Origin of the sequence: Tardiphaga sp. 285_C5_N1_2, assembly GCF_052076065.1 — a bacterium.
Classification (GTDB): Bacteria; Pseudomonadota; Alphaproteobacteria; order Rhizobiales; family Xanthobacteraceae; genus Tardiphaga; species Tardiphaga robiniae.
Genome location: NZ_CP197241.1, coordinates 3,450,215 through 3,468,259, shown reverse-complemented (window position 1 = coordinate 3,468,259; position 18,045 = coordinate 3,450,215). Strand labels below are relative to the sequence as shown.

Here is an 18,045-nt window from a genome sequence, read left to right as displayed (position 1 = left end):
CAATCGTCTTTTGGAAGTCAATCAGTGTCGCTGACGCAAAACGGGGCGTTCGCCGCCTGCGTTTTGATCACACGGGGATAGCTGAATTCGCCGAGTCGAGCGCGCTAAGTTTCAGGCGATATCGCGCTGCAGCGCGAAGTCATCCAGCAATGGCGAGCGTTTGCCCGCGATCATCCCGCCGATCAGTTGCGCTGCGAGATAACTGAAGGTGATGCCGTTCCCGCCATAACCATAGGCGGCATAGAGATGCGGATGGCCGGGGACAGGGCTGATCAGGGGCAGGCCATCGCGCGTGGTGTCGAAAGTGCCGGCCCAGCGATAGTCGATGGCAAGTTCGGCACGTGGCCAGAGTGCTGCGAGCTTCTCCTTCAGCGCACGTGCCTTGGCAGGGATCAGGGCATCGCGTGCATCGGGATCGATGATCTCGTCGCTGTCTTCGCCGCCGATGATGATGCGGCCGGATGCGGTGGTTCGGGCGTAGAGATAATCCTTGCTGTCTTCCCAGATCAGCACGCCGTCGCGCCAGAGTCTGTCCGGCTGCGGCTTCGTCGCGATCGCCCAGCTCGAAGAGGGTTTCTGTACCGTTGTGTGCACGATATCGGGCATCACATAGCCGGTGGCCAGTACGACGTGGCGGGCCTCGATGGTGTGGCCGTCAGTCAATTGAACGCTGACGGCGTGGCCTGCGGAGTCGAACGCGGCCGTCTCCGCCTCGAATAATCGCGCGCCGCGCGCCGTCGCGACATTCATCAGCCCCAGTGCCAGTTGCAACGGATCGGAATCTGCCGAGTCCGGCGAGATGATGGCACCCGCCCGGGCAATGTCGTATTCGGACAGGAGGGTCTTGTGATCGAGGAGTGTGCCGGGCAGGCCGGCGCGCGCGCGAAGCGCGTGTTCCTCGATCAGCCCTTTGGCACTCTCGCCTGCGGCAAGATAGAGCGAGTCCTTCGCGCGCATGTCACATCGCAGGTTGAGCGTCCGGACCAGCGCCTTCAATCCATGGACGGCGTCATAGCTGGCGCGATAGGCACGCGCGGCGCGCTCATAGCCATAGAGATGTGTCAGCTCCTGCAGCGAACGATCGATCTCCCACAGCAGCATCGACGTGCTCGCTACTGTACTGCCGCGCCCAGGCAATTCGCGATCGACGATGACCACATCCAGTCCCTGCCGCGTCAGTTGCTCGGCCATCAAGGCGCCGGTGATGCCGCCGCCGACGATCAGGGCATCGCACGTGATGTCTTCGGTGAGGGGCTGACGGGGCGCATGCTGCAGGCCGGCAAACCACGGCGAACGTCCGCCGCGCAAATCAGCATGCTCGGTGGTATCGGGATCGAGATCGGAAATGGGGCACCATGAGGCTGGGGAAGGAAGGCGCTGTCCGCGCCTCGTACTGAAGTCACGTGACAATTTCCCGGGTCCTGTTCCGTTCCCTGGGGGAGCGCGCGGGCGCGCAGACTGCTCCAGATTCTCGCGGGCTCAGGTGGGGTCGCGCGCCGGTCCCTCATCATCTTGGATTAGAGATAAGTGATTTCAACGGGTTAGATACCCGTAGCAAGATCGCCGCGGTGACGTTAAACAGGCGCCAAACCAAACCAGACGATGTGAGCCGGACCAACCGGGGCTTTACCGCTCCAGCGTGGTTTCTATCTCATTCATTGCTCAAAGGACGCCGCGACCGTGACCATGAACAGCCTGCCTTTGCCGCAGCTTTCCCTCCCGAAAGACAAGATCAAAATCCTTCTGCTCGAAGGCGTGAACGACAGCGCGGTCGAGCTGATCGAGGCAGCGGGCTATTCGAGCGTGACGCGGCTCTCCAAGGCGCTCGGTGGCAATGAGCTGAAGGAAGCACTCAAAGGCGTACACATTCTCGGTATCCGGTCGCGCACGCAGATCACCCAGGACGTGCTCGATGCCGCGGACCGGCTGATCGCGATCGGTTGCTTCAGCGTCGGCACCAATCAGGTGGATATCGACGCGGCGCGCCGTAGTGGCATTCCGGTGTTCAATGCGCCGTTCTCGAATACGCGCTCGGTTGCCGAACTGGTGATCGGCGAGATCGTCATGCTGTTCCGCCGGATCATCTCGCGCTCCAACCTGGCGCATGAAGGCGGTTGGGAGAAATCGGCCAATAACAGCTATGAAGTGCGCGGTAAGACGCTCGGCATCGTCGGTTACGGCAGCATCGGCTCGCAGCTCTCGAACCTGGCGGAAGCGCTGGGCATGCGCGTGATCTTCTACGATCACACCGATCGATTGCGTCACGGCAACACCGAACCTGTCGGAAGCCTGCAGGAACTGCTGGCGCAGAGCGATGTGGTCAGCATGCATGTGCCGGAAACCCCGGCCACGCAGGGGATGATCGGTCGCGACGAATTCGCCGCCATGAAGGACGGCGCCTATTTCATCAACAACAGCCGCGGCACCGTGGTCGATCTCGATGCGCTGGCCGATGCACTGCGCCAGGGCAAATTGCGCGGTGCGGCCGTCGACGTATTCCCCGTCGAGCCCAGCTCCAATCAGGAGCGCTTCGTGACCCCGCTGCAGGGTCTGGAGAACGTCATCCTGACGCCGCATGTCGGCGGCTCCACCGAAGAAGCTCAGGAGCGCATCGGTGCGGAAGTCGCACGTAAACTGATCGACTACAGCGACAGCGGGTCGACTATGGGCACGGTGAACTTCCCGCAGGTACAACTGCCGGCACGCCCGTCAGGTACCCGGTTCATCCAGGTCCAGCGCAACGTTCCGGGCATGCTGGGACGGCTGAACGAGGTGCTGGCGCGCCATGCGGTCAACATTGCCGCGCAATATTACGAGACCAACAACGACATCGGCTATGTCGTCCTCGATGCTGATGCATCGGCGGCGGATAGCGAGCGGGTGCTGGCGGATATTCGGGCGCTGGAAGGTACGATCCGCGCCCGCTTGTTGTATGAATACAAGGACTGAGCTGTAATTCGGCTCCACGAACGACATCGAAAGTCGATTTCTCTGCACGGGCCGCGGCGCCAGTCAGGCTGCTCGCCGCTATGAAAACAGGGCGACCATATTAGTAGACGACGGCGGCCCATCGAACCATCGCCAGAGCTCTTCACGTTCCCTTTGATTTGCGCATCTTGAGCTGCTGCAGATTGTCGTCGTAATGACAGCGACAGGAACGAAATGGTTGCGCGCAACAGTCGGCCGTGACGATGTCTGGAGCGTTCCAGAAAAGCGCAGCCTATTACGTTGCCGCGTTCAGGAAAAGCATGGCTCGCTGACGAGAGCGCTGCGTCTATCTTCCTGCCAAATTTCAACGGCACTGATTTTGAGTCTTTCAAAGCACCTTTGGAATCTTTCCAGACACGATTTCAACTGACTCGATTCGTCGATGATCGAGGCATTCTAAATCGCAGCGCGTGCATTAGCGTTGCGGTGACGATGGCGTCTCTCTAGTGAAGCGCTGCAGATCACGAGCAATCGGACGTTGCCGATGAGGCACAGGCGGCTAACGCGGAATGCGATTCTGCGGAGAAAATGATTCACGTTGAGTGTCGGCCCTGCTCGGACGCGGAGAGCGGATCTCGGAGCTATGGTCGTTGCAGGCCACGTGCGGAACCATTTCGCGTCGGCCGACGTGCTGTTGATGAAGGACTTTCTGGGAATGCGACTTGCAGGTGGGGTTCGGACGGTGGCTCGCTTTGGCGTGACACTACTAGGTGGCGTGGCGTTTGTGGCGTGGTTTGAATCGCCTGCTCAATCCCAAACACTGCAAGGCGCCACCGCTCTTCCTCCTGTGACCGTCGATGCTCCGACGCAGCGGTTGGTCCGCCGCGCACCAATCAAACGAAATGTCGCCGGGGTCCGATCAACTTCGCGGCGTGCCACGGTGTCTGACGCCCCGCAAACGCAAATCGTCGCGGCGCAATCGCGGCCGTCGCAGCCGGGTGTCGTGCCCGCCTTTGCAGGCGGCCAGGTCGCTCAAGGCGGACGGCTGGGACTGCTCGGAAACACCGATACGATGAAGTCGCCGTTCAATATGACGAGTTACACGGACAAGTTCATCCGGGATCAGCAGGCGGCGACGGCTGCGGATGCCTTAATCTTGGATCCTTCCGTGCGCAGTTCCCACCCAACGGGCGGTGTGCTCGATTCCTTCAACATTCGCGGCTTCCCGGTCAACGAAGGCAACAGCGGTGAGTTCGCCTTCGAGGGCCTTTATGGGATCGCGCCGACATACCGCATCTTCACGGATTACGTCGAGCGCATCGAAGTGCTCAAGGGCCCCTCAGCCGCGCTCTCGGGCATTGCGCCCAATGGCGGCGTCGGCGGCGTCATCAATGTCGTGCCCAAGCGCGCGGGAGAGGACTTGACCCGCTTCACCGCAAGTTACGGTTCTGCCGCACAGTTCGGTGGCCACTGGGATATTGCGAGGCGTTACGGTGACAGCAAGGAATGGGGCGTGCGCGTCAACGGCAGCCTGCGCGACGGTGATACGCCCATTGACCGCCAGTCCGAAACGACAGGTGTCGGATCGCTGGCCCTTGACTATCAGGGCGAACGGTTCAGGTCCTGGCTCTACCTCATCGCCCAGACCGATCGGTTCGACGCTCCGTCACGTCCCTTTCTCATGGCTCCCGGCCTGCAAGTATCAAAGGCGCCGGATGGTCGGTTGAACATGACGCAACCATGGGAATGGTCGCACATCAACGATCAATCTGCCTTGCTGCGGACCGAATACGATGTAAGCGATCAGGTTACGCTGTTCGCCGACGTGGGCGGATCTCGGACTAACGTCGAGCGATTCTTCGGTCTTCCGACGATCATCAATACGAGCGGTGACACGACCGCAACGCCTCAATTTTTCGGGCTTAGCATCGATCGAACCACATATGATGGTGGCGTCCGCGCCCGCTTCGATACCGGCGTCGTCCACCACGCGGTCGCCTTCCAGGCTTCGGTCTATCATGACGCGCTGTACCGGCGACTCACCAATGGCAGTCTGGTCACGTCGAACATCTATAATCCGACGGTGGCGCCGACCCAGTTCGCGAACGAGATCAGCGAGCGCCCTCGGCTCTCGGACAGTGAACTCACGGGGCTCTCGATTGCTGACACCTTGTCCGTGCTCGATGAGCGTGTCTTGTTGACTTTGGGTGTCCGGCGCCAGGGCATCGAGGCGAACAACTATCTCTCCAATGTCGGAACGCTCACGTCGTCCTACGACAGGAGCGCGACTACCCCAGTGGTTGGTCTCGTCATCCGGCCCCGGGACAACGTCTCTCTGTACGCGAACTATATCGAAGGTCTAAGCCGAGGCGACGTCGCGCCCCAGACCGCTTCCAATTTCGGCGAAGTACTCTCGCCCTACATCGCCAAGCAGTACGAGGCCGGCATCAAGCTGGACTTCGGTCGGTTCGCCACCACCTTCAGCGCCTTCGAGATATCGAAGGCGAGCGGCGAGCTGTCCGGCGGACGCTTCGCGGCGACCGCCGAACAGCAAGTCCGTGGGCTCGAATTCAACGTCTATGGCGAACTCATGCCCGATATCCGTGTCCTCGGAGGCTTGTCGCTGCTGGATGGCACCCTGACGAAGACCGCTGTCGCGGCTAACGTGGGTAACACGCCAATCGGCGTTCCGAACGTACAGGCCAATATTGGCGCCGAGTGGGATCTCCCGTGGGTGAGGGGGCTCACTTTGAATGGGGCAGTCATCTACACGGGCAAGCAGTTCGTCGATACAGCGAACAAGCAACCGATTCCGGACTGGACGCGACTCGATCTCGGTACCCGTTACACGACGGCAATCAACGGCAGGAAGACGGTTTTCCGCGCGAACGTTCAGAATGTGACCGGTGCGAATTACTGGTCCAGCGTGGCCTCATTCGGAACGTTCTTCCTGGGAGCACCGCGTACGTATCTCCTGTCGATGACCGTGGACATGTAATCGCTGCTCTTGGGTCATCCGGTACCGCAATACTGTGCCGGCGAGGGGAAATCTCCGCGAACAGGACTGAGATCTGATCAAGCAGTTGAAAAGAAAGGAAAATGCTTTAGCTCTGTGGCTCTGACCATATGTCAGCCCAAAAACCAGATACACGGACTAAAATCACAAAGTTCAATGAAAACAATATGTTAGACTGCCGCTTTTCCATTGCCCCGATGATGGACTGGACCGACCGGCATTGCCGCGTTTTCCATCGACTGCTGTCGCGGCGGGCGCGGCTCTATACGGAGATGCTGACGACGGGCGCCGTGATCCATGGTGACCGTGCGCGGTTGCTTGGCTGCGACGCCAGCGAACATCCGGTGGCGCTGCAGCTTGGTGGTTCGGAGCCGGCACACCTCGCAGAGGCTGCGAAGATCGGCGCGGATTTCGGCTATGACGAAATCAACATCAATGTCGGCTGTCCCTCGGATCGGGTGAAGGACGGGCGCTTCGGGGCGTGTCTGATGGCGGAGCCCGATCTGGTGGCGCGCGGTGTGGCCGCGATGAAGCAGGCCGTGGACGTGCCCGTCACCGTGAAGTGCCGTATCGGCATCGACGATCAGGATCCCGAAGTCGCTCTCGATACGCTGGCGCGCGCGGTGGTCGCCGCCGGTGCCGACGGCCTGATCGTGCATGCGCGCAAGGCGTGGCTCAACGGCCTGTCGCCGAAAGAGAACCGCAACATTCCGCCGCTGAACTACGACCGCGTCTATCGGCTCAAGGCGGCAATGCCCGATGTGCCGATCGTCATCAATGGCGGCATCATCGGCATCACTGAAGCCGCCGAACATCTGGCGCATGTGGATGGCGCGATGCTCGGCCGCGCGGCCTATCAGGAGCCTTGGCGCTTGCTATCTGTCGATCCCGAATTGTTCGGCGAGCCGGCGCCGCATGCGACCATGAAGGACGCGTTCGAAGCGATGATGCCCTATATCGAGGATCAGCTCGCGCAGGGCACCCGGCTGCATTCGATCACCCGGCATTTTGTCGGCGCATTCCACGGCGTGCGCGGTGCGCGCGCGTTCCGGCGCCATCTTGCGGAGAACGGCGTCAAGCACGGCGCTGGCATCAATGTACTGCGCGATGCGATAGCGCTGGTCGAGGATGAACCGGCGGTGTCAGAAGCGGCATAGTCTGGTTACGGATAGCCGCGCAGCATCAGTCTGTCGGCGCGGACTTCCCAGCTTTCCAGGCGGTCGAGAAAGCTCATGCCGAGCAGGTTGGTCTTCATCTGGCCGCGCGGCACCACCAGTGCCGGGACGGATCGCTCGACCAGCTTGCCGACGGCGAGGCGATCCAGCGTCAATCGTGCTGCCTTGGTGCGGCCACCCGCAGTTTCCACGTCGACATTGTAGTCGAGCATTTCGAGCGGCAGACCCGCGGCCTTTGCGGTTTCATAAGTCAGCACGACCGATGTGGCGCCGGTATCGATCACCATCGCCGTCTTGACGCCGTTGATCTTGGCCTGAAGCCCAAATTCGCCGGTGTTGCCGCGCGGGACATCGACCAGCCGCAGTGGCGGAGGACTCTGCTTGCGCAAGATTTCCGTGACGAGATTGCCGGCCTTGGAGATCTGCTTGGGATCGCCATAGGCGAGGGCGGCGCCTGCCGTCGCGACAATGACGATGACGAGAAGAAAGACCCGACTCATGGCGAGCCTCTCAGGTGGCCGCGGATGTCCTCTTCGCCGCGTATGTCGACGAAGGCTCCAGCCCCGCGTCGGCCATGCGGGCCGGCAGTAGTGCCATCGTATCCAGACGCTCCGCGCTGTCCATTTTTCCCCAGCGCGCGATCTCCGGCAGCGTGCGTCCGCAGCCGAGGCAGAGCTTGGTCTTGGGGTCGATGAAGCAGACTGCGATGCACGGCGTTTCTTTGCTCATCCAGTAATATTGAAGCGGATCGGCTCGCTTGCGCAAGCGTCGAAATCACAGCCCTGTTCCTGCATTCATGATGGGTTTGTTACGGGCCCGACGCTTTTCGTCGGCGACGTTCATCTCGTAATCGGGCTGCAGCGGTGGCCCATCGGGCGCCATCGGCGCAAGCGCAGACATCACACGCTCCGGCGGGAAAGTGATGATCACCTCGGTGCCGACTCGCAGTTTCGATTTCAGCGTGAATGTGCCGCCATGCATGTCGATCAGGCTCTTGGCGATCGGCAGACCGAGACCGGCACCCTGTTCGGCCGATTTGATCGAGTTCGATCCCTGGCCGAAGGAGGCCAGCACGATCGGGATCTCGTCTTCGGCGATGCCCGAGCCGGTGTCCCTGCAGCTCAGATACTGGCCGCCGGAGGCGGTCCAGCCGACCTTGAGCCAGATCTCGCCGCCCTGCGGCGTGAACTTGATCGAATTCGACAGCAGGTTCAGCACGATCTGGCGGCAGGCGCGCTCGTCGCCCCAGACCCGCGGCATGCCGTGTTCGAATACTTCGTGGATGGTAATGCCGCGGCTCGATGCGCGCAGCTTCAGGAGGTGATGGCAGTCCGCGACGACATGCACGAGCGACACGGCTTCTTCGTTCAGCTCGTAGCGGCCGGCTTCGATGCGTGACAGATCGAGGATCTCGTTGATGAGATTCAGAAGGTGCACGCCGGAATTATGGATGTCGGCGGAATAGTCCTTGTAGACCGGCACGGCATGGCCACCGAAGATCTCGCTCTTCATCACTTCGGAAAAGCCGAGGATGGCGTTCAGCGGCGTGCGCAGTTCATGGCTCATCTGCGCGAGGAAGCGCGACTTTGCGACATTGGCGGCTTCGGCGCGGTGGCGCGCTTCGTCGGAGATGGCCTTGGCCTGTTCGAGTTCGCCGATCAGGGCGTCCTTCTCGGCGCGGGCTTCCAGTGTCGCGAGCGTGGTCGAATGCAGCCGCTGCGCCAGAAGCGCGAAATAGCCTTCGGCTGCGACAGCCAGAACGGCCAGCACGTAGTTGTCGAAGGTGCCGCGCAGGATGAAGCTCAGCGCCACGCCGAGGGTTACGGGCGCGGTGGCGGCAAAGGCGGCAATCGGCAGGCTCGCGGCGAGCATGCTGGAGACCGCGACCACCAGCAGCATCAGGAACATCATCAGCGAATTGGAGACGACGTCGACGCCGGTCGGATGCACGAGAATCACCGTCCACGACAGGCCGTAGAGCAGGTCCAGAAAGATAAAGCGCAGCCGCCATTTATGCGTGCTGTTGGGTGTCGGTGTTTCCGCCAGATAGCGATTGCAGGCGCGCAGGATCACCGCGTGAATGCACAGCATGCCGCATGACCATGCGGCGGCCGGCAGCGGCTGCATCCAGAACCCGAACAGGATGCCTGTGCCGACCACCAGCAGCGTGATGACGAGCGAGGCGGAGAGGCGGGTCTGGGCGTATTGGCGGAGCAGTTCGCGATCGAATGCGGGGCGTGTTCCTGAAGTCGAGGTCAGCCGGTCGCGCGCTTCGCGCACCCGCTGTTGTGCCGCCCGGCGATTGCGCGGCGGAACAGCGACGGGCGTTTCAGCCGGAAGCTGGACGACCTCGGGCCTGGCGGCGGGCTCACTCATCACTCGTACACAAATCCTGCACGCAAACGCGCGCGGTTTTTCACAGACCCTATCTGTGCCGCACAATCATTAAGAGGTGCCTTAAAGAACGAAGTAATCCGGTTAATATTCAATAAAAATGGTATCGACGGAGGGCGCCTGTCGGGCGCCGCTCCGCCGTGATTTGTTCAGTAAACCTAGATGGTTACCGGGGCAATCTTGCCAAGAGGCTTGAAGTGTCCCACCGCTTGCCACCGAGTGCTTCGACCTCGCCGTAGAACTGATCGACAGTGGCCGTGACCGGCAGGCTGGCGCCGTTGCGGCGGGCCTCGGCGAGACAAATCGAGAGGTCCTTGCGCATCCATTCGACGGCGAAGCCGAAGTCGAATTTTCCGTCATTCATGGTCTTGTGACGGTTCTCCATCTGCCACGACTGCGCAGCGCCCTTGGAGATCACCTCGACCACCGCATTGACGTCGAGACCGGCCTTCTTGGCGAAGTGAATGCCTTCGGACAGTGCCTCGACAAGGCCGGCGATGCAGATCTGGTTGACCATCTTGGTGAGCTGGCCGGAGCCTGCGGGACCGAGCAGTTTCTGCATCTTGGCGTAGGACGTGATGATCGGCTCGACCTTGGCATAGGCCGCTTGGGTGCCGCCACACATTACGGTCAGGGCGCCGTTCTCTGCGCCAGCTTGGCCGCCCGACACTGGCGCGTCGATGAACTGGAAGCCGGCTTTGGTCGCCGCGGCATCGAGCTCGCGGGCCACTTCGGCGGAGGCGGTGGTGTGATCGACGAAGATCGCGCCCTTGGTCATGCCGCTGAATGCGCCGTCAGCGCCGATGGTGACCGAACGCAGGTCGTCGTCATTGCCGACGCAGCACATCACGAAGTCCTGGCCTTCGGCAGCCGCTTTCGGGGTTGCTGCGGACTTGCCGCCGAACTTCTCCACCCATGCTTTGGCCTTGGCTGCGTTGCGGTTGTAGACGGTGACCTCGTGGCCGCCCTTGGTGGCAAGGTGACCGGCCATGGGGAAACCCATGACGCCGAGACCGATAAATGCAACTTTGGCCATGTCCGTACCCTTTGGATGCTGTCGGCTTTGCTGCCGAACGTCGACTGTTGGGAAGTGAGGCGCCGCCCTGGTTGGTGGCGGCGAGGTCGCTGGTGATGAGGAGCGCCAGCATAGTCGCTGCACAGGACGCGGCAAAGCCCCCGTTACCGCTCATGGCTGCAGCCGCTTATGGTGCGCTGCAAAAGAAAATCTGGTGCCGGTCTTGTGCCAGAGCAATCTCGGAATTCTCAACATAGCCTAGAAACGGCATGGACTTAGGGCGGAAGTTCTCTATCTGTGCGGTCTAGTTTGTCCGTCGATCGGGAGACACGCATTGAGCGTTTCGCAGCAGCAGGTTCTGGATGGTCTGGCCAAGGTGACATCGCCGCGCGGCGTGCCGCTGATCCATGCGGATGTTTTGTCCGAGATCGTCGTGACCGACGGCAAGGTGCTGTTTTCGATCAATGTGGACGCCGCTGAAGCGCGGGCCTGGGAAAGCGTGCGCGCGCAGGCGGAAGCCGCGGTGCGGGCGATCCCTGGTGTCACCGGTGCAATGGTCGCGCTGACCGCCGAGCGCAAGCCGGGCAGCGCACCGCCTGCGCCGCAGCGCCACGACCACGCAGGACATTCCCATGGTCCCGGTGGGCATTCGCATGGTCCGCAGTCCGGCGGCGTACAGCCGGTCTCGGCGCATCGCCCGCACGCCAACCCGGCCAACTCGCCAATGTCAAAACAGGCTGAAATTCCTGGCGTTGCCGCGATCATCGCGGTGGCCTCGGGGAAGGGCGGTGTCGGCAAGTCCACGACGGCGCTCAATCTGGCGCTGGGCCTGCGCGATCTCGGCCTGAAGGTCGGTCTGCTCGACGCAGATATCTATGGTCCTTCGGTGCCGCGGCTGACCGGCATCAATGAAAAGCCTGTTCTCGACGACAACAGGAAGATGATTCCGATCGAGCGCTTCGGTCTGTCGATCATGTCGATCGGCTTCCTGGTCGAGGAGGAGACCGCGATGATCTGGCGCGGGCCGATGGTGATGTCGGCGATCACCCAGATGTTGCGCGATGTCGCCTGGGGTACGCTCGACGTCCTTATCGTCGACATGCCCCCCGGCACCGGCGATGCACAACTCACGCTGGCGCAGAACGTGCCCCTGAAGGGTGCTGTGATTGTCTCGACGCCGCAGGATCTGGCGCTGATCGATGCGAGGCGCGGCCTTGCGATGTTTACCAAGGTCAATGTGCCCGTGCTCGGCATCATCGAGAATATGAGTTATTTCCAGTGCCCGGAATGCGGCACGCGCTCCGACATTTTCGGCCATGGCGGCGCCCGTCATGAGGCAGAGCGGCTCAAGGTGCCGTTCCTCGGCGAGGTGCCGCTGCATATGTCCATCCGCGCCATGTCGGATGCCGGCACGCCGGTGGTCGTCAGCGAGCCCAACGGCCCGCACGCCGCGATCTATCGGGCCATCGGCACGCAGATCCGCGACCGGTTGCAGGGCGTTATTGCGGCAGCGTAAGCCGGCCGGTGGCCGGGGCCGAGATGTCGCATAGAACTTTCGTTCAATTGGGCTGGCAACGACGTTCGTCGTGTTTTCCGCGGCCGAATAACCGTGTTAGACAGCCTCTGCACCAGAGCGTCTTCGGTTGAATCGCGCAACGATTTGCCGCTGAATATGCTCAAACGAATTCTAGGGAAAACGCCCGCAAAAGGAGAGCTTGAATGAAGCGTCGTGAGTTTTTGAAGGTTTCGACGGCCGGCGCCGCGGTGGCCGCCGTTGCCTCGCCGGCGATCGCGCAGTCCGCGCCCGAGGTCAAATGGCGCCTCGCATCGAGCTTCCCGAAGTCGCTCGACACCATCTATGGCGGCGCCGAGATGATGGCGAAGCAGGTTGCCGAAATGACCGACAACAAATTCCAGATCCAGGTCTTCGCGGCCGGCGAACTGGTCCCCGGTCTGCAGGCGCTCGATGCGACCTCGAACGGCACCGTCGAAATGTGCCACACCGTGTCCTACTACTATGTCGGCAAGGATCCGACCTTCGCCATCTATGCGTCGGTCCCGTTTGGTCTGAACGCGCGTCAGCAGAATTCCTGGTGGTACCAGGGCGGCGGCGAACAGCTCGGCAACGAGTTCTTCAAGAAATTTGGCGTCATCGGTCACCCTTGCGGCAATACGGGCACGCAGATGGGCGGTTGGTTCCGCAAGGAGATCAAGACCGTTGCTGATCTCTCCGGCCTCAAGATGCGCATCGGCGGCATCGCCGGTCAGGTGCTGCAGAAGGTTGGCGTTGTGCCGCAGCAGCTTGCGGGTGGCGACATCTATCCGTCGCTTGAAAAAGGCACCATCGATGCTGCCGAGTGGGTCGGTCCCTATGACGACCAGAAGCTCGGCTTCCAGAAGGTCGCGAAGTACTACTACTATCCAGGTTTCTGGGAAGGTGGCCCGACCGTCCACGCCTTCACCAACCTCGAGAAGTACAACGCGCTGCCGAAGAGCTATCAGGCGATCCTCACCAATGCCTGCGCCAATGCCAACAGCTGGATGGCCGCTCGTTACGACATGCAGAACCCGGCGGCGTTGAAGCAGCTCGTCGCGGGTGGCACGCAGTTGCGTCCGTTCACCAATGAAGTTCTGGACGCCTGCCTCAAGGCCACCAACGAACTCTGGGCTGAAATCTCCGCGAAGAACGCCGACTTCAAGAAGTCGATCGACGCGATGCAGGCCTATCGTTCGGACGAATATCTGTGGTGGCAGGTCGCCGAATACACCTTCGACAGCTTCATGATCCGCTCGCGTACCCGCGGCTGATCTTAAGCCTCGATCAAACATGGAGCCCGGCCTTCGCGAGAAGGTCGGGCTTTTTGCATTGCGTCACTCAAATCACCGTGGCTTCTCGCTGGAACCTGGCCCATGCTGCTCCCCAACGCCCTCGCCAAGAAGGGCGCTGACACATTCACATCCAGGGAGCACATCATGAAGCGTCGTGAGTTCATCAAGGCTGCCGGTCTGGGGGCTGCCGGTGCGGCCATTGCCGCGCCGGCCATCGCGCAATCTTCGCCGGAGATCAAATGGCGGTTAACGTCGAGCTTTCCGAAATCGCTCGATACGATCTATGGCGCCAGCGAGGTATTCGCCAAGGCCGTTGCCGAGGCCACCGACAACAAATTCCAGATCCAGGTGTTTGCCGCCGGTGAGATCGTCCCCGGTCTGCAGGCGCTGGATGCGGCCTCCAACGGCACCGTGGAGATGTGCCACACGGCGGCCTACTATTATGTAGGCAAGGATCCAACCTTCGCGTTCGGTACTGCGGTTCCGTTCGGACTCAACAGCCGGATGCAGACCTCGTGGTTGCAGGTGGGCGGTGGCGCCGAACTCTTCAATGAATTTCTCAAAGGCTACAACGTCATCGGATTCGCGGCCGGCAACACCGGCTGCCAGATGGGCGGCTGGTTTCGCAAGGAGCTGAAGGAGCCATCCGACCTCAGTGGTCTCAAAATGCGCATCGGCGGCTTCGCCGGCCGTGTGCTCACCAGGCTCGGGCTCGTTCCGCAACAGGTGGCCGCCGGCGATATCTACCCGTCGCTTGAAAAGGGCACCATCGACGCTGCCGAATGGGTCGGACCTTACGATGATGAAAAGCTCGGTTTCCAGAAGGTCGCCAAATATTACTACTATCCCGGCTTCTGGGAGGGCGGTCCGACACTGCACAACATGGTCAACCTCGCTAAGTGGGAGCAGCTTCCTGCCAGCTACAAGTCGATCATCAGGACCGCCTCGTCGCTCGCCAACGAAACCATGCAGGCACGCTACGATGCCTACAATCCGCCGGCGCTGAAGCGCCTGGTGGCCGGCGGCACGCAGCTGCGGCCGTTCCCCGCATCCATCATGGATGCGTCGCTGAAGGCTGCCAACGAGGTTTATGCCGAGACCTCGGCCAGCAATGCGGCGTTCAAGAAAGTCTATGACAGCATGGTGGCCTTCCGCGGCGATCAGTACACTTGGTGGCAGGTCGCCGAGTATAGCTTCGACAGTTTCATGATCCGCTCGCGCACTCGCAGCTGATCGAAGACTGTTTCGGAAAAGGAGCCCGGCCTTCGTGAGAAGGCCAGGCTTCTTGTTGAAGCGGTCTCCTTAGCCGGTGCGCGGACCGCGAATCCGCTAAGTGTTCTGTTCCTGGAGGGAGCCGAATTTGCCATGACCGAATCTGAAATCGAAACGGCCGCCGACATTCTTGCCGAGGCGCGCCGCAGCGGAACGCAGATCGAAGCGCTGCCCGTCACGCCATCTTCGGTTGCGGAGGCGCACGAGATTCAGGATCGGGTTGCTGCGCTGGTCGGAGAGCCCATCGGTGCCTTCAAGGCCGGTGCGCCGCCCGAGGGCGAACCGACACGCGGTCTGATCGAAGCCCGGATGATTCGTTCGAGCCCGGCGCATATGTCGGTGGCCGAAGTCCCGCATCTCGGCGTCGAGGGCGAGGTCGCCTTCCGCTTTACCCGCGATCTGCCGGCGCGCGCCGCGCCTTATACGCGCGAAGAGATTGCGCAATCCGTGGCGGTGCTGCCGGCCATCGAGGTGGTCTCCAGCCGGTTTCGGGAGCCGACGAGCCGGCCGCGGTTGGAGCAGCTCGCCGATTGCGGGATCAATGGTGGGCTGGTGCTCGGGCCTGAGATGGCCGACTGGTCACATCTCGATTTGCCGAACCTGCACATCACGTTTGTTGTGAACGGCGAGACGGTGCTGGAGCGCAAAGGCGGCCATCCGACCGACGATCCGCTTGCCGCTGCAATCGCGCTGGCCAATATGTGGCGGGATGCCGGAGGCTTGAAAGCGGGGCATATCGTCACGACAGGCAGCTGGACCGGCATGCCGTTCCTGAAGCCCGGTGATCGCTGTGTGGTGCGATTTGAAAAGCTTGGTGAAGCCGAGATCATGTTTGTCGGCTGATCGCGTTAGCGATCCTTGCCGTCGAATTGCTGGATATCCAGAGCGCTCAGATCGACCGCAGGCAGACAGCGCACATTGACCGATGCCATCATCATTCCGTTGGGGGCTTTTCCTTCGCCGAACGGGGCAATGCCGCAGGTGCTGCAGAAGTGATGCTGAATGGCGTGGTGATTGAACGTATAGGTCGACAGGCTCTCTTTCGCGGTCTTCAGCACCAGTTTGTCGCGTGGAACGAAAGCGAGCAGGCCGCCGCGCCGCCGGCACATCGAACAGTTGCAGTCGATGGCCGAATTGAAGTCGCCCTCGACTTCAAAGGCGATGTTGCCGCAATGGCAACTTCCTTCATGCAGCATCGGTTATCCCCTGATCGTAAAGCGCGATAGTAACGTTATCCGCTATTTTGCTGGTCCGAAGTCCGGCATCGCCGGCATCTCGATCTGCGGAATCTCGATCTTCACGTTGGACGTATCCACAGCCGTGTTGTCGATCCAGTAGGTCACGAGACCGGGCCAGTAGATCACGATGATCACCAGGATGATCTGCATCCCGACCCATGGCAGTGCGCCGAGATAGATATCGCGGCTCTTCACTTCGGGCGGTGCAATGCCGCGCAGATAGAACAGTGCGAAGCCGAACGGCGGATGCATGAATGACGTCTGCATGTTCACGCAGAGCAGCACGCCGAACCAGACGAGATCGATGCCGAGCTTGGCCGCGACCGGCGCCAGCAACGGGATGATGATGAAGGCGATCTCGAAGAAGTCGAGGAAGAACGCCAGAAAGAACACGAAGATGTTCACGAAGATCAGGAAGCCGATCGCGCCGCCGGGCAGGCCGGTGAGCAGATGCTCGATCCAGCGCGCGCCATCCATGCCCTGGAAGACGAGGCTGAAGCAGGTCGAGCCGATCAGGATGAACACCACCATCGAGGTCAGGCGCATGGTCGATGTCATCGCCTGGTCGATCAGCGGCCAGGTCAGGCGGCGATGCAGTGCGGCGAGCACCATCGCGCCGACCGCGCCCATGGCGCCGGCTTCGGTGGGCGTCGCGAGGCCGAGGCCAATGGTGCCGAGCACGAGGAAGATCAGCACGATCGAGGGGATCATGCCCCACAGCACACGGCTGATGAGCTTCCAGTTCATGGGCTCGCGCGCATGTTCCGGGATCGGCGGCATCGCGCTCGGCTTCAGGATCGACAATACGACGATGTAGAGAATGAAGATCACGACCTGGATGATCGAAGGGCCGATGGCGCCGAGATACATGTCGCCGACCGAACGGCCGAGCTGGTCGGCGAGTACGATCAGCACCAGCGACGGAGGGATGAGCTGCGTGATGGTGCCCGATGCGGCGATGACGCCGGTGGCGAGCTTCATGTCGTAGCCGTAGCGCATCATGATCGGCAGCGAGATCACGCCCATGGCGATGACCGAAGCAGCAACGGTGCCGGTGATGGCGCCGAGCACGGCGCCGACGAGGATCACCGCATAAGCGAGGCCGCCGGGGATCTTGCCGAACAGCTGGCCGGTGCCTTCGAGCAGATCTTCAGCAAGGCCGCAGCGCTCGAGGATCGCGCCCATGAAAGTGAAGAACGGGATCGACAGCAGCAGGTCGTTCGAGATCGTGCCGTAGAAGCGGAACGGCAGCGCCTGCAGGAAGGACGGATCGAAATGACCGGTGAAGATGCCGAGAATGCCGAAGAACAGGCCGACGGCGGCCAGCGAAAAGGCGACCGGGAAGCCGAACACCATGAAGCAGATCATGGTGCCGAACATCAGCGGGGGGAACACGCCGTAGGAAAACATCGATGGTCCTGACTATCGAACTGGTTCTATCGAACGGATTGGTCGAAATGCGAGAGGCTGAAAAAGCGAACGCCGCTATTGCAGCGGCGCTTCGTAATGGGTGTCGATCTTGACGACGCCGGCGAGCGCGGCGATGCGCTTGGCGAGTTCGGCCACACCCTGCAGTAGCAGCAGACCAAAGCCGAGCGGCAGCACAAGCTTCACCGGCCACAGGATCAGGCCGCCCGCATTGCTGGAGACTTCCTGCGAATTCCAGGAATTCAGGAAAAACGGGAACGTCATGTAAGTGAGGTATGTCATCGCCGGCAGCAGGAAGATGCAGAGGCCGATGATGTCGATCCACAGCCGCGCGCGATCGGAGACGGCCGAATAGAGCAGATCGACGCGCACATGCTCATTGAGGCGCAGTGTCTGCGCCGCGCCGAAGAACACGATGCCCGCGAACATGTACCACTGGATTTCGAGCCAGCCGTTCGACGAATAGTTGAAGAGATAACGGATCGTGGCATTGCCCGCGCTGACGAGGCAGGCGAGCAGCACGAGCCACTTGGCGATGAAGCCGAACACATCGCTCAGTGCATCGATCGCACGTGTGAATTTGAGTACGTCCACAGTTCCCCCCGAAAGTCGCCCCGCTGTCCGCTCATCACGTCTTTCTCACTGAGAAAGCGCAGCTTTTTCCGCTGGGCGAAAGAATTCGGCGGCACCATTTCAGCGCGTCATGCAATCGTCAATCGGAAATTGACGGTTTGTCGCAGGCCATTGGTC

Annotated in this window: 15 protein-coding genes; 7 read left to right on the top strand and 8 right to left on the bottom strand. The window is 61.3% G+C overall.

Annotated elements, in window-relative coordinates; translation table 11 throughout:
- Positions 1-111: 111 nt before the first annotated feature.
- Positions 112-1,308, bottom strand: coding sequence for an FAD-dependent oxidoreductase (locus AB7951_RS16620; RefSeq protein ID WP_439061381.1), 1,197 nt, complete (start codon positions 1,306-1,308; stop codon positions 112-114).
- Between the two features lie 378 nt (positions 1,309-1,686).
- On the opposite strand from AB7951_RS16620, the gene serA reads away from it, so the two are divergent.
- The 3 genes from serA (at position 1,687) to dusA (ending at position 7,101) form a co-directional block, all read left to right on the top strand.
- The gene (serA, locus tag AB7951_RS16615) at positions 1,687-2,949 is read left to right on the top strand and encodes a phosphoglycerate dehydrogenase (protein ID WP_089267132.1); all 1,263 of its coding nucleotides are present in this window, start codon (positions 1,687-1,689) and stop codon (positions 2,947-2,949) included.
- Positions 2,950-3,571: 622 nt separating this feature from the next.
- The gene (locus AB7951_RS16610; RefSeq protein ID WP_439061382.1) at positions 3,572-5,926 is read left to right on the top strand and encodes a TonB-dependent receptor; all 2,355 of its coding nucleotides are present in this window, start codon (positions 3,572-3,574) and stop codon (positions 5,924-5,926) included.
- A 185-nt stretch (positions 5,927-6,111) separates the two neighbouring features.
- Positions 6,112-7,101, top strand: a complete 990-nt coding sequence (gene dusA / locus AB7951_RS16605; protein WP_120290980.1) for a tRNA dihydrouridine(20/20a) synthase DusA — start codon at positions 6,112-6,114, stop codon at positions 7,099-7,101.
- 5 nt (positions 7,102-7,106) lie between these two features.
- Here the strand turns inward: dusA and AB7951_RS16600 are convergent, their stop codons facing one another.
- From AB7951_RS16600 to AB7951_RS16585, 4 genes are all read right to left on the bottom strand, one after another.
- A complete protein-coding gene (locus AB7951_RS16600) occupies positions 7,107-7,619 on the bottom strand; it encodes a TIGR02281 family clan AA aspartic protease (protein ID WP_093758931.1) in 513 nt (170 codons plus the stop codon).
- A gap of 10 nt (positions 7,620-7,629) precedes the next feature.
- Positions 7,630-7,848, bottom strand: coding sequence for a DUF1289 domain-containing protein (locus tag AB7951_RS16595; protein WP_120290982.1), 219 nt, complete (start codon positions 7,846-7,848; stop codon positions 7,630-7,632).
- Between the two features lie 45 nt (positions 7,849-7,893).
- Positions 7,894-9,495 carry an ATP-binding protein gene (locus AB7951_RS16590; RefSeq protein ID WP_120290984.1) on the bottom strand — a complete coding sequence of 534 codons (1,602 nt, stop codon included), beginning with the start codon at positions 9,493-9,495 and terminating at the stop codon, positions 7,894-7,896.
- 184 nt (positions 9,496-9,679) lie between these two features.
- Positions 9,680-10,549, bottom strand: coding sequence for an NAD(P)-dependent oxidoreductase (locus AB7951_RS16585; RefSeq protein ID WP_120290986.1), 870 nt, complete (start codon positions 10,547-10,549; stop codon positions 9,680-9,682).
- A 313-nt stretch (positions 10,550-10,862) separates the two neighbouring features.
- On the opposite strand from AB7951_RS16585, the gene AB7951_RS16580 reads away from it, so the two are divergent.
- The 4 genes from AB7951_RS16580 (at position 10,863) to AB7951_RS16565 (ending at position 15,472) form a co-directional block, all read left to right on the top strand.
- Positions 10,863-12,044 carry an Mrp/NBP35 family ATP-binding protein gene (locus tag AB7951_RS16580; protein WP_089267137.1) on the top strand — a complete coding sequence of 394 codons (1,182 nt, stop codon included), beginning with the start codon at positions 10,863-10,865 and terminating at the stop codon, positions 12,042-12,044.
- Positions 12,045-12,247: 203 nt separating this feature from the next.
- A complete protein-coding gene (locus AB7951_RS16575; protein WP_089267138.1) occupies positions 12,248-13,336 on the top strand; it encodes a TRAP transporter substrate-binding protein in 1,089 nt (362 codons plus the stop codon).
- Between the two features lie 165 nt (positions 13,337-13,501).
- On the top strand, positions 13,502-14,590 hold the full coding sequence (locus tag AB7951_RS16570; protein WP_068730728.1) for a TRAP transporter substrate-binding protein: 1,089 nt from the start codon (positions 13,502-13,504) through the stop codon (positions 14,588-14,590).
- Between the two features lie 132 nt (positions 14,591-14,722).
- Complete coding sequence (locus AB7951_RS16565) at positions 14,723-15,472, top strand: fumarylacetoacetate hydrolase family protein (RefSeq protein ID WP_120290988.1); 750 nt, start codon at positions 14,723-14,725, stop codon at positions 15,470-15,472.
- 5 nt (positions 15,473-15,477) lie between these two features.
- Here AB7951_RS16565 and AB7951_RS16560 read toward each other — a convergent pair whose 3' ends face one another.
- From AB7951_RS16560 to AB7951_RS16550, 3 genes are all read right to left on the bottom strand, one after another.
- Positions 15,478-15,825 (bottom strand): GFA family protein, encoded by a 348-nt coding sequence (locus AB7951_RS16560; protein ID WP_120290992.1) that lies wholly within the window; start codon positions 15,823-15,825, stop codon positions 15,478-15,480.
- A 42-nt stretch (positions 15,826-15,867) separates the two neighbouring features.
- Complete coding sequence (locus AB7951_RS16555; protein WP_120290994.1) at positions 15,868-17,277, bottom strand: TRAP transporter large permease; 1,410 nt, start codon at positions 17,275-17,277, stop codon at positions 15,868-15,870.
- Positions 17,278-17,352: 75 nt separating this feature from the next.
- Positions 17,353-17,889 carry a TRAP transporter small permease subunit gene (locus AB7951_RS16550; RefSeq protein ID WP_089267141.1) on the bottom strand — a complete coding sequence of 179 codons (537 nt, stop codon included), beginning with the start codon at positions 17,887-17,889 and terminating at the stop codon, positions 17,353-17,355.
- Between the last annotated feature and the right edge of the window lie 156 nt (positions 17,890-18,045).

What these genes read in the sequence shown, in the direction of transcription:
- AB7951_RS16585 (WP_120290986.1), bottom strand. Translation starts at nt 10,549, where the DNA reads ATGGCCAAAGTTGCATTTATCGGTCTCGGCGTCATGGGTTTCCCCATG.
- AB7951_RS16575 (WP_089267138.1), top strand. Translation starts at nt 12,248, where the DNA reads ATGAAGCGTCGTGAGTTTTTGAAGGTTTCGACGGCCGGCGCCGCGGTG.
- dusA (WP_120290980.1), top strand. Translation starts at nt 6,112, where the DNA reads ATGTTAGACTGCCGCTTTTCCATTGCCCCGATGATGGACTGGACCGAC.
- AB7951_RS16565 (WP_120290988.1), top strand. Translation starts at nt 14,723, where the DNA reads ATGACCGAATCTGAAATCGAAACGGCCGCCGACATTCTTGCCGAGGCG.
- AB7951_RS16560 (WP_120290992.1), bottom strand. Translation starts at nt 15,825, where the DNA reads ATGCTGCATGAAGGAAGTTGCCATTGCGGCAACATCGCCTTTGAAGTC.
- serA (WP_089267132.1), top strand. Translation starts at nt 1,687, where the DNA reads ATGAACAGCCTGCCTTTGCCGCAGCTTTCCCTCCCGAAAGACAAGATC.
- AB7951_RS16600 (WP_093758931.1), bottom strand. Translation starts at nt 7,619, where the DNA reads ATGAGTCGGGTCTTTCTTCTCGTCATCGTCATTGTCGCGACGGCAGGC.
- AB7951_RS16610 (WP_439061382.1), top strand. Translation starts at nt 3,572, where the DNA reads ATGGTCGTTGCAGGCCACGTGCGGAACCATTTCGCGTCGGCCGACGTG.
- AB7951_RS16590 (WP_120290984.1), bottom strand. Translation starts at nt 9,495, where the DNA reads ATGAGTGAGCCCGCCGCCAGGCCCGAGGTCGTCCAGCTTCCGGCTGAA.
- AB7951_RS16595 (WP_120290982.1), bottom strand. Translation starts at nt 7,848, where the DNA reads ATGAGCAAAGAAACGCCGTGCATCGCAGTCTGCTTCATCGACCCCAAG.
- AB7951_RS16570 (WP_068730728.1), top strand. Translation starts at nt 13,502, where the DNA reads ATGAAGCGTCGTGAGTTCATCAAGGCTGCCGGTCTGGGGGCTGCCGGT.
- AB7951_RS16555 (WP_120290994.1), bottom strand. Translation starts at nt 17,277, where the DNA reads ATGTTTTCCTACGGCGTGTTCCCCCCGCTGATGTTCGGCACCATGATC.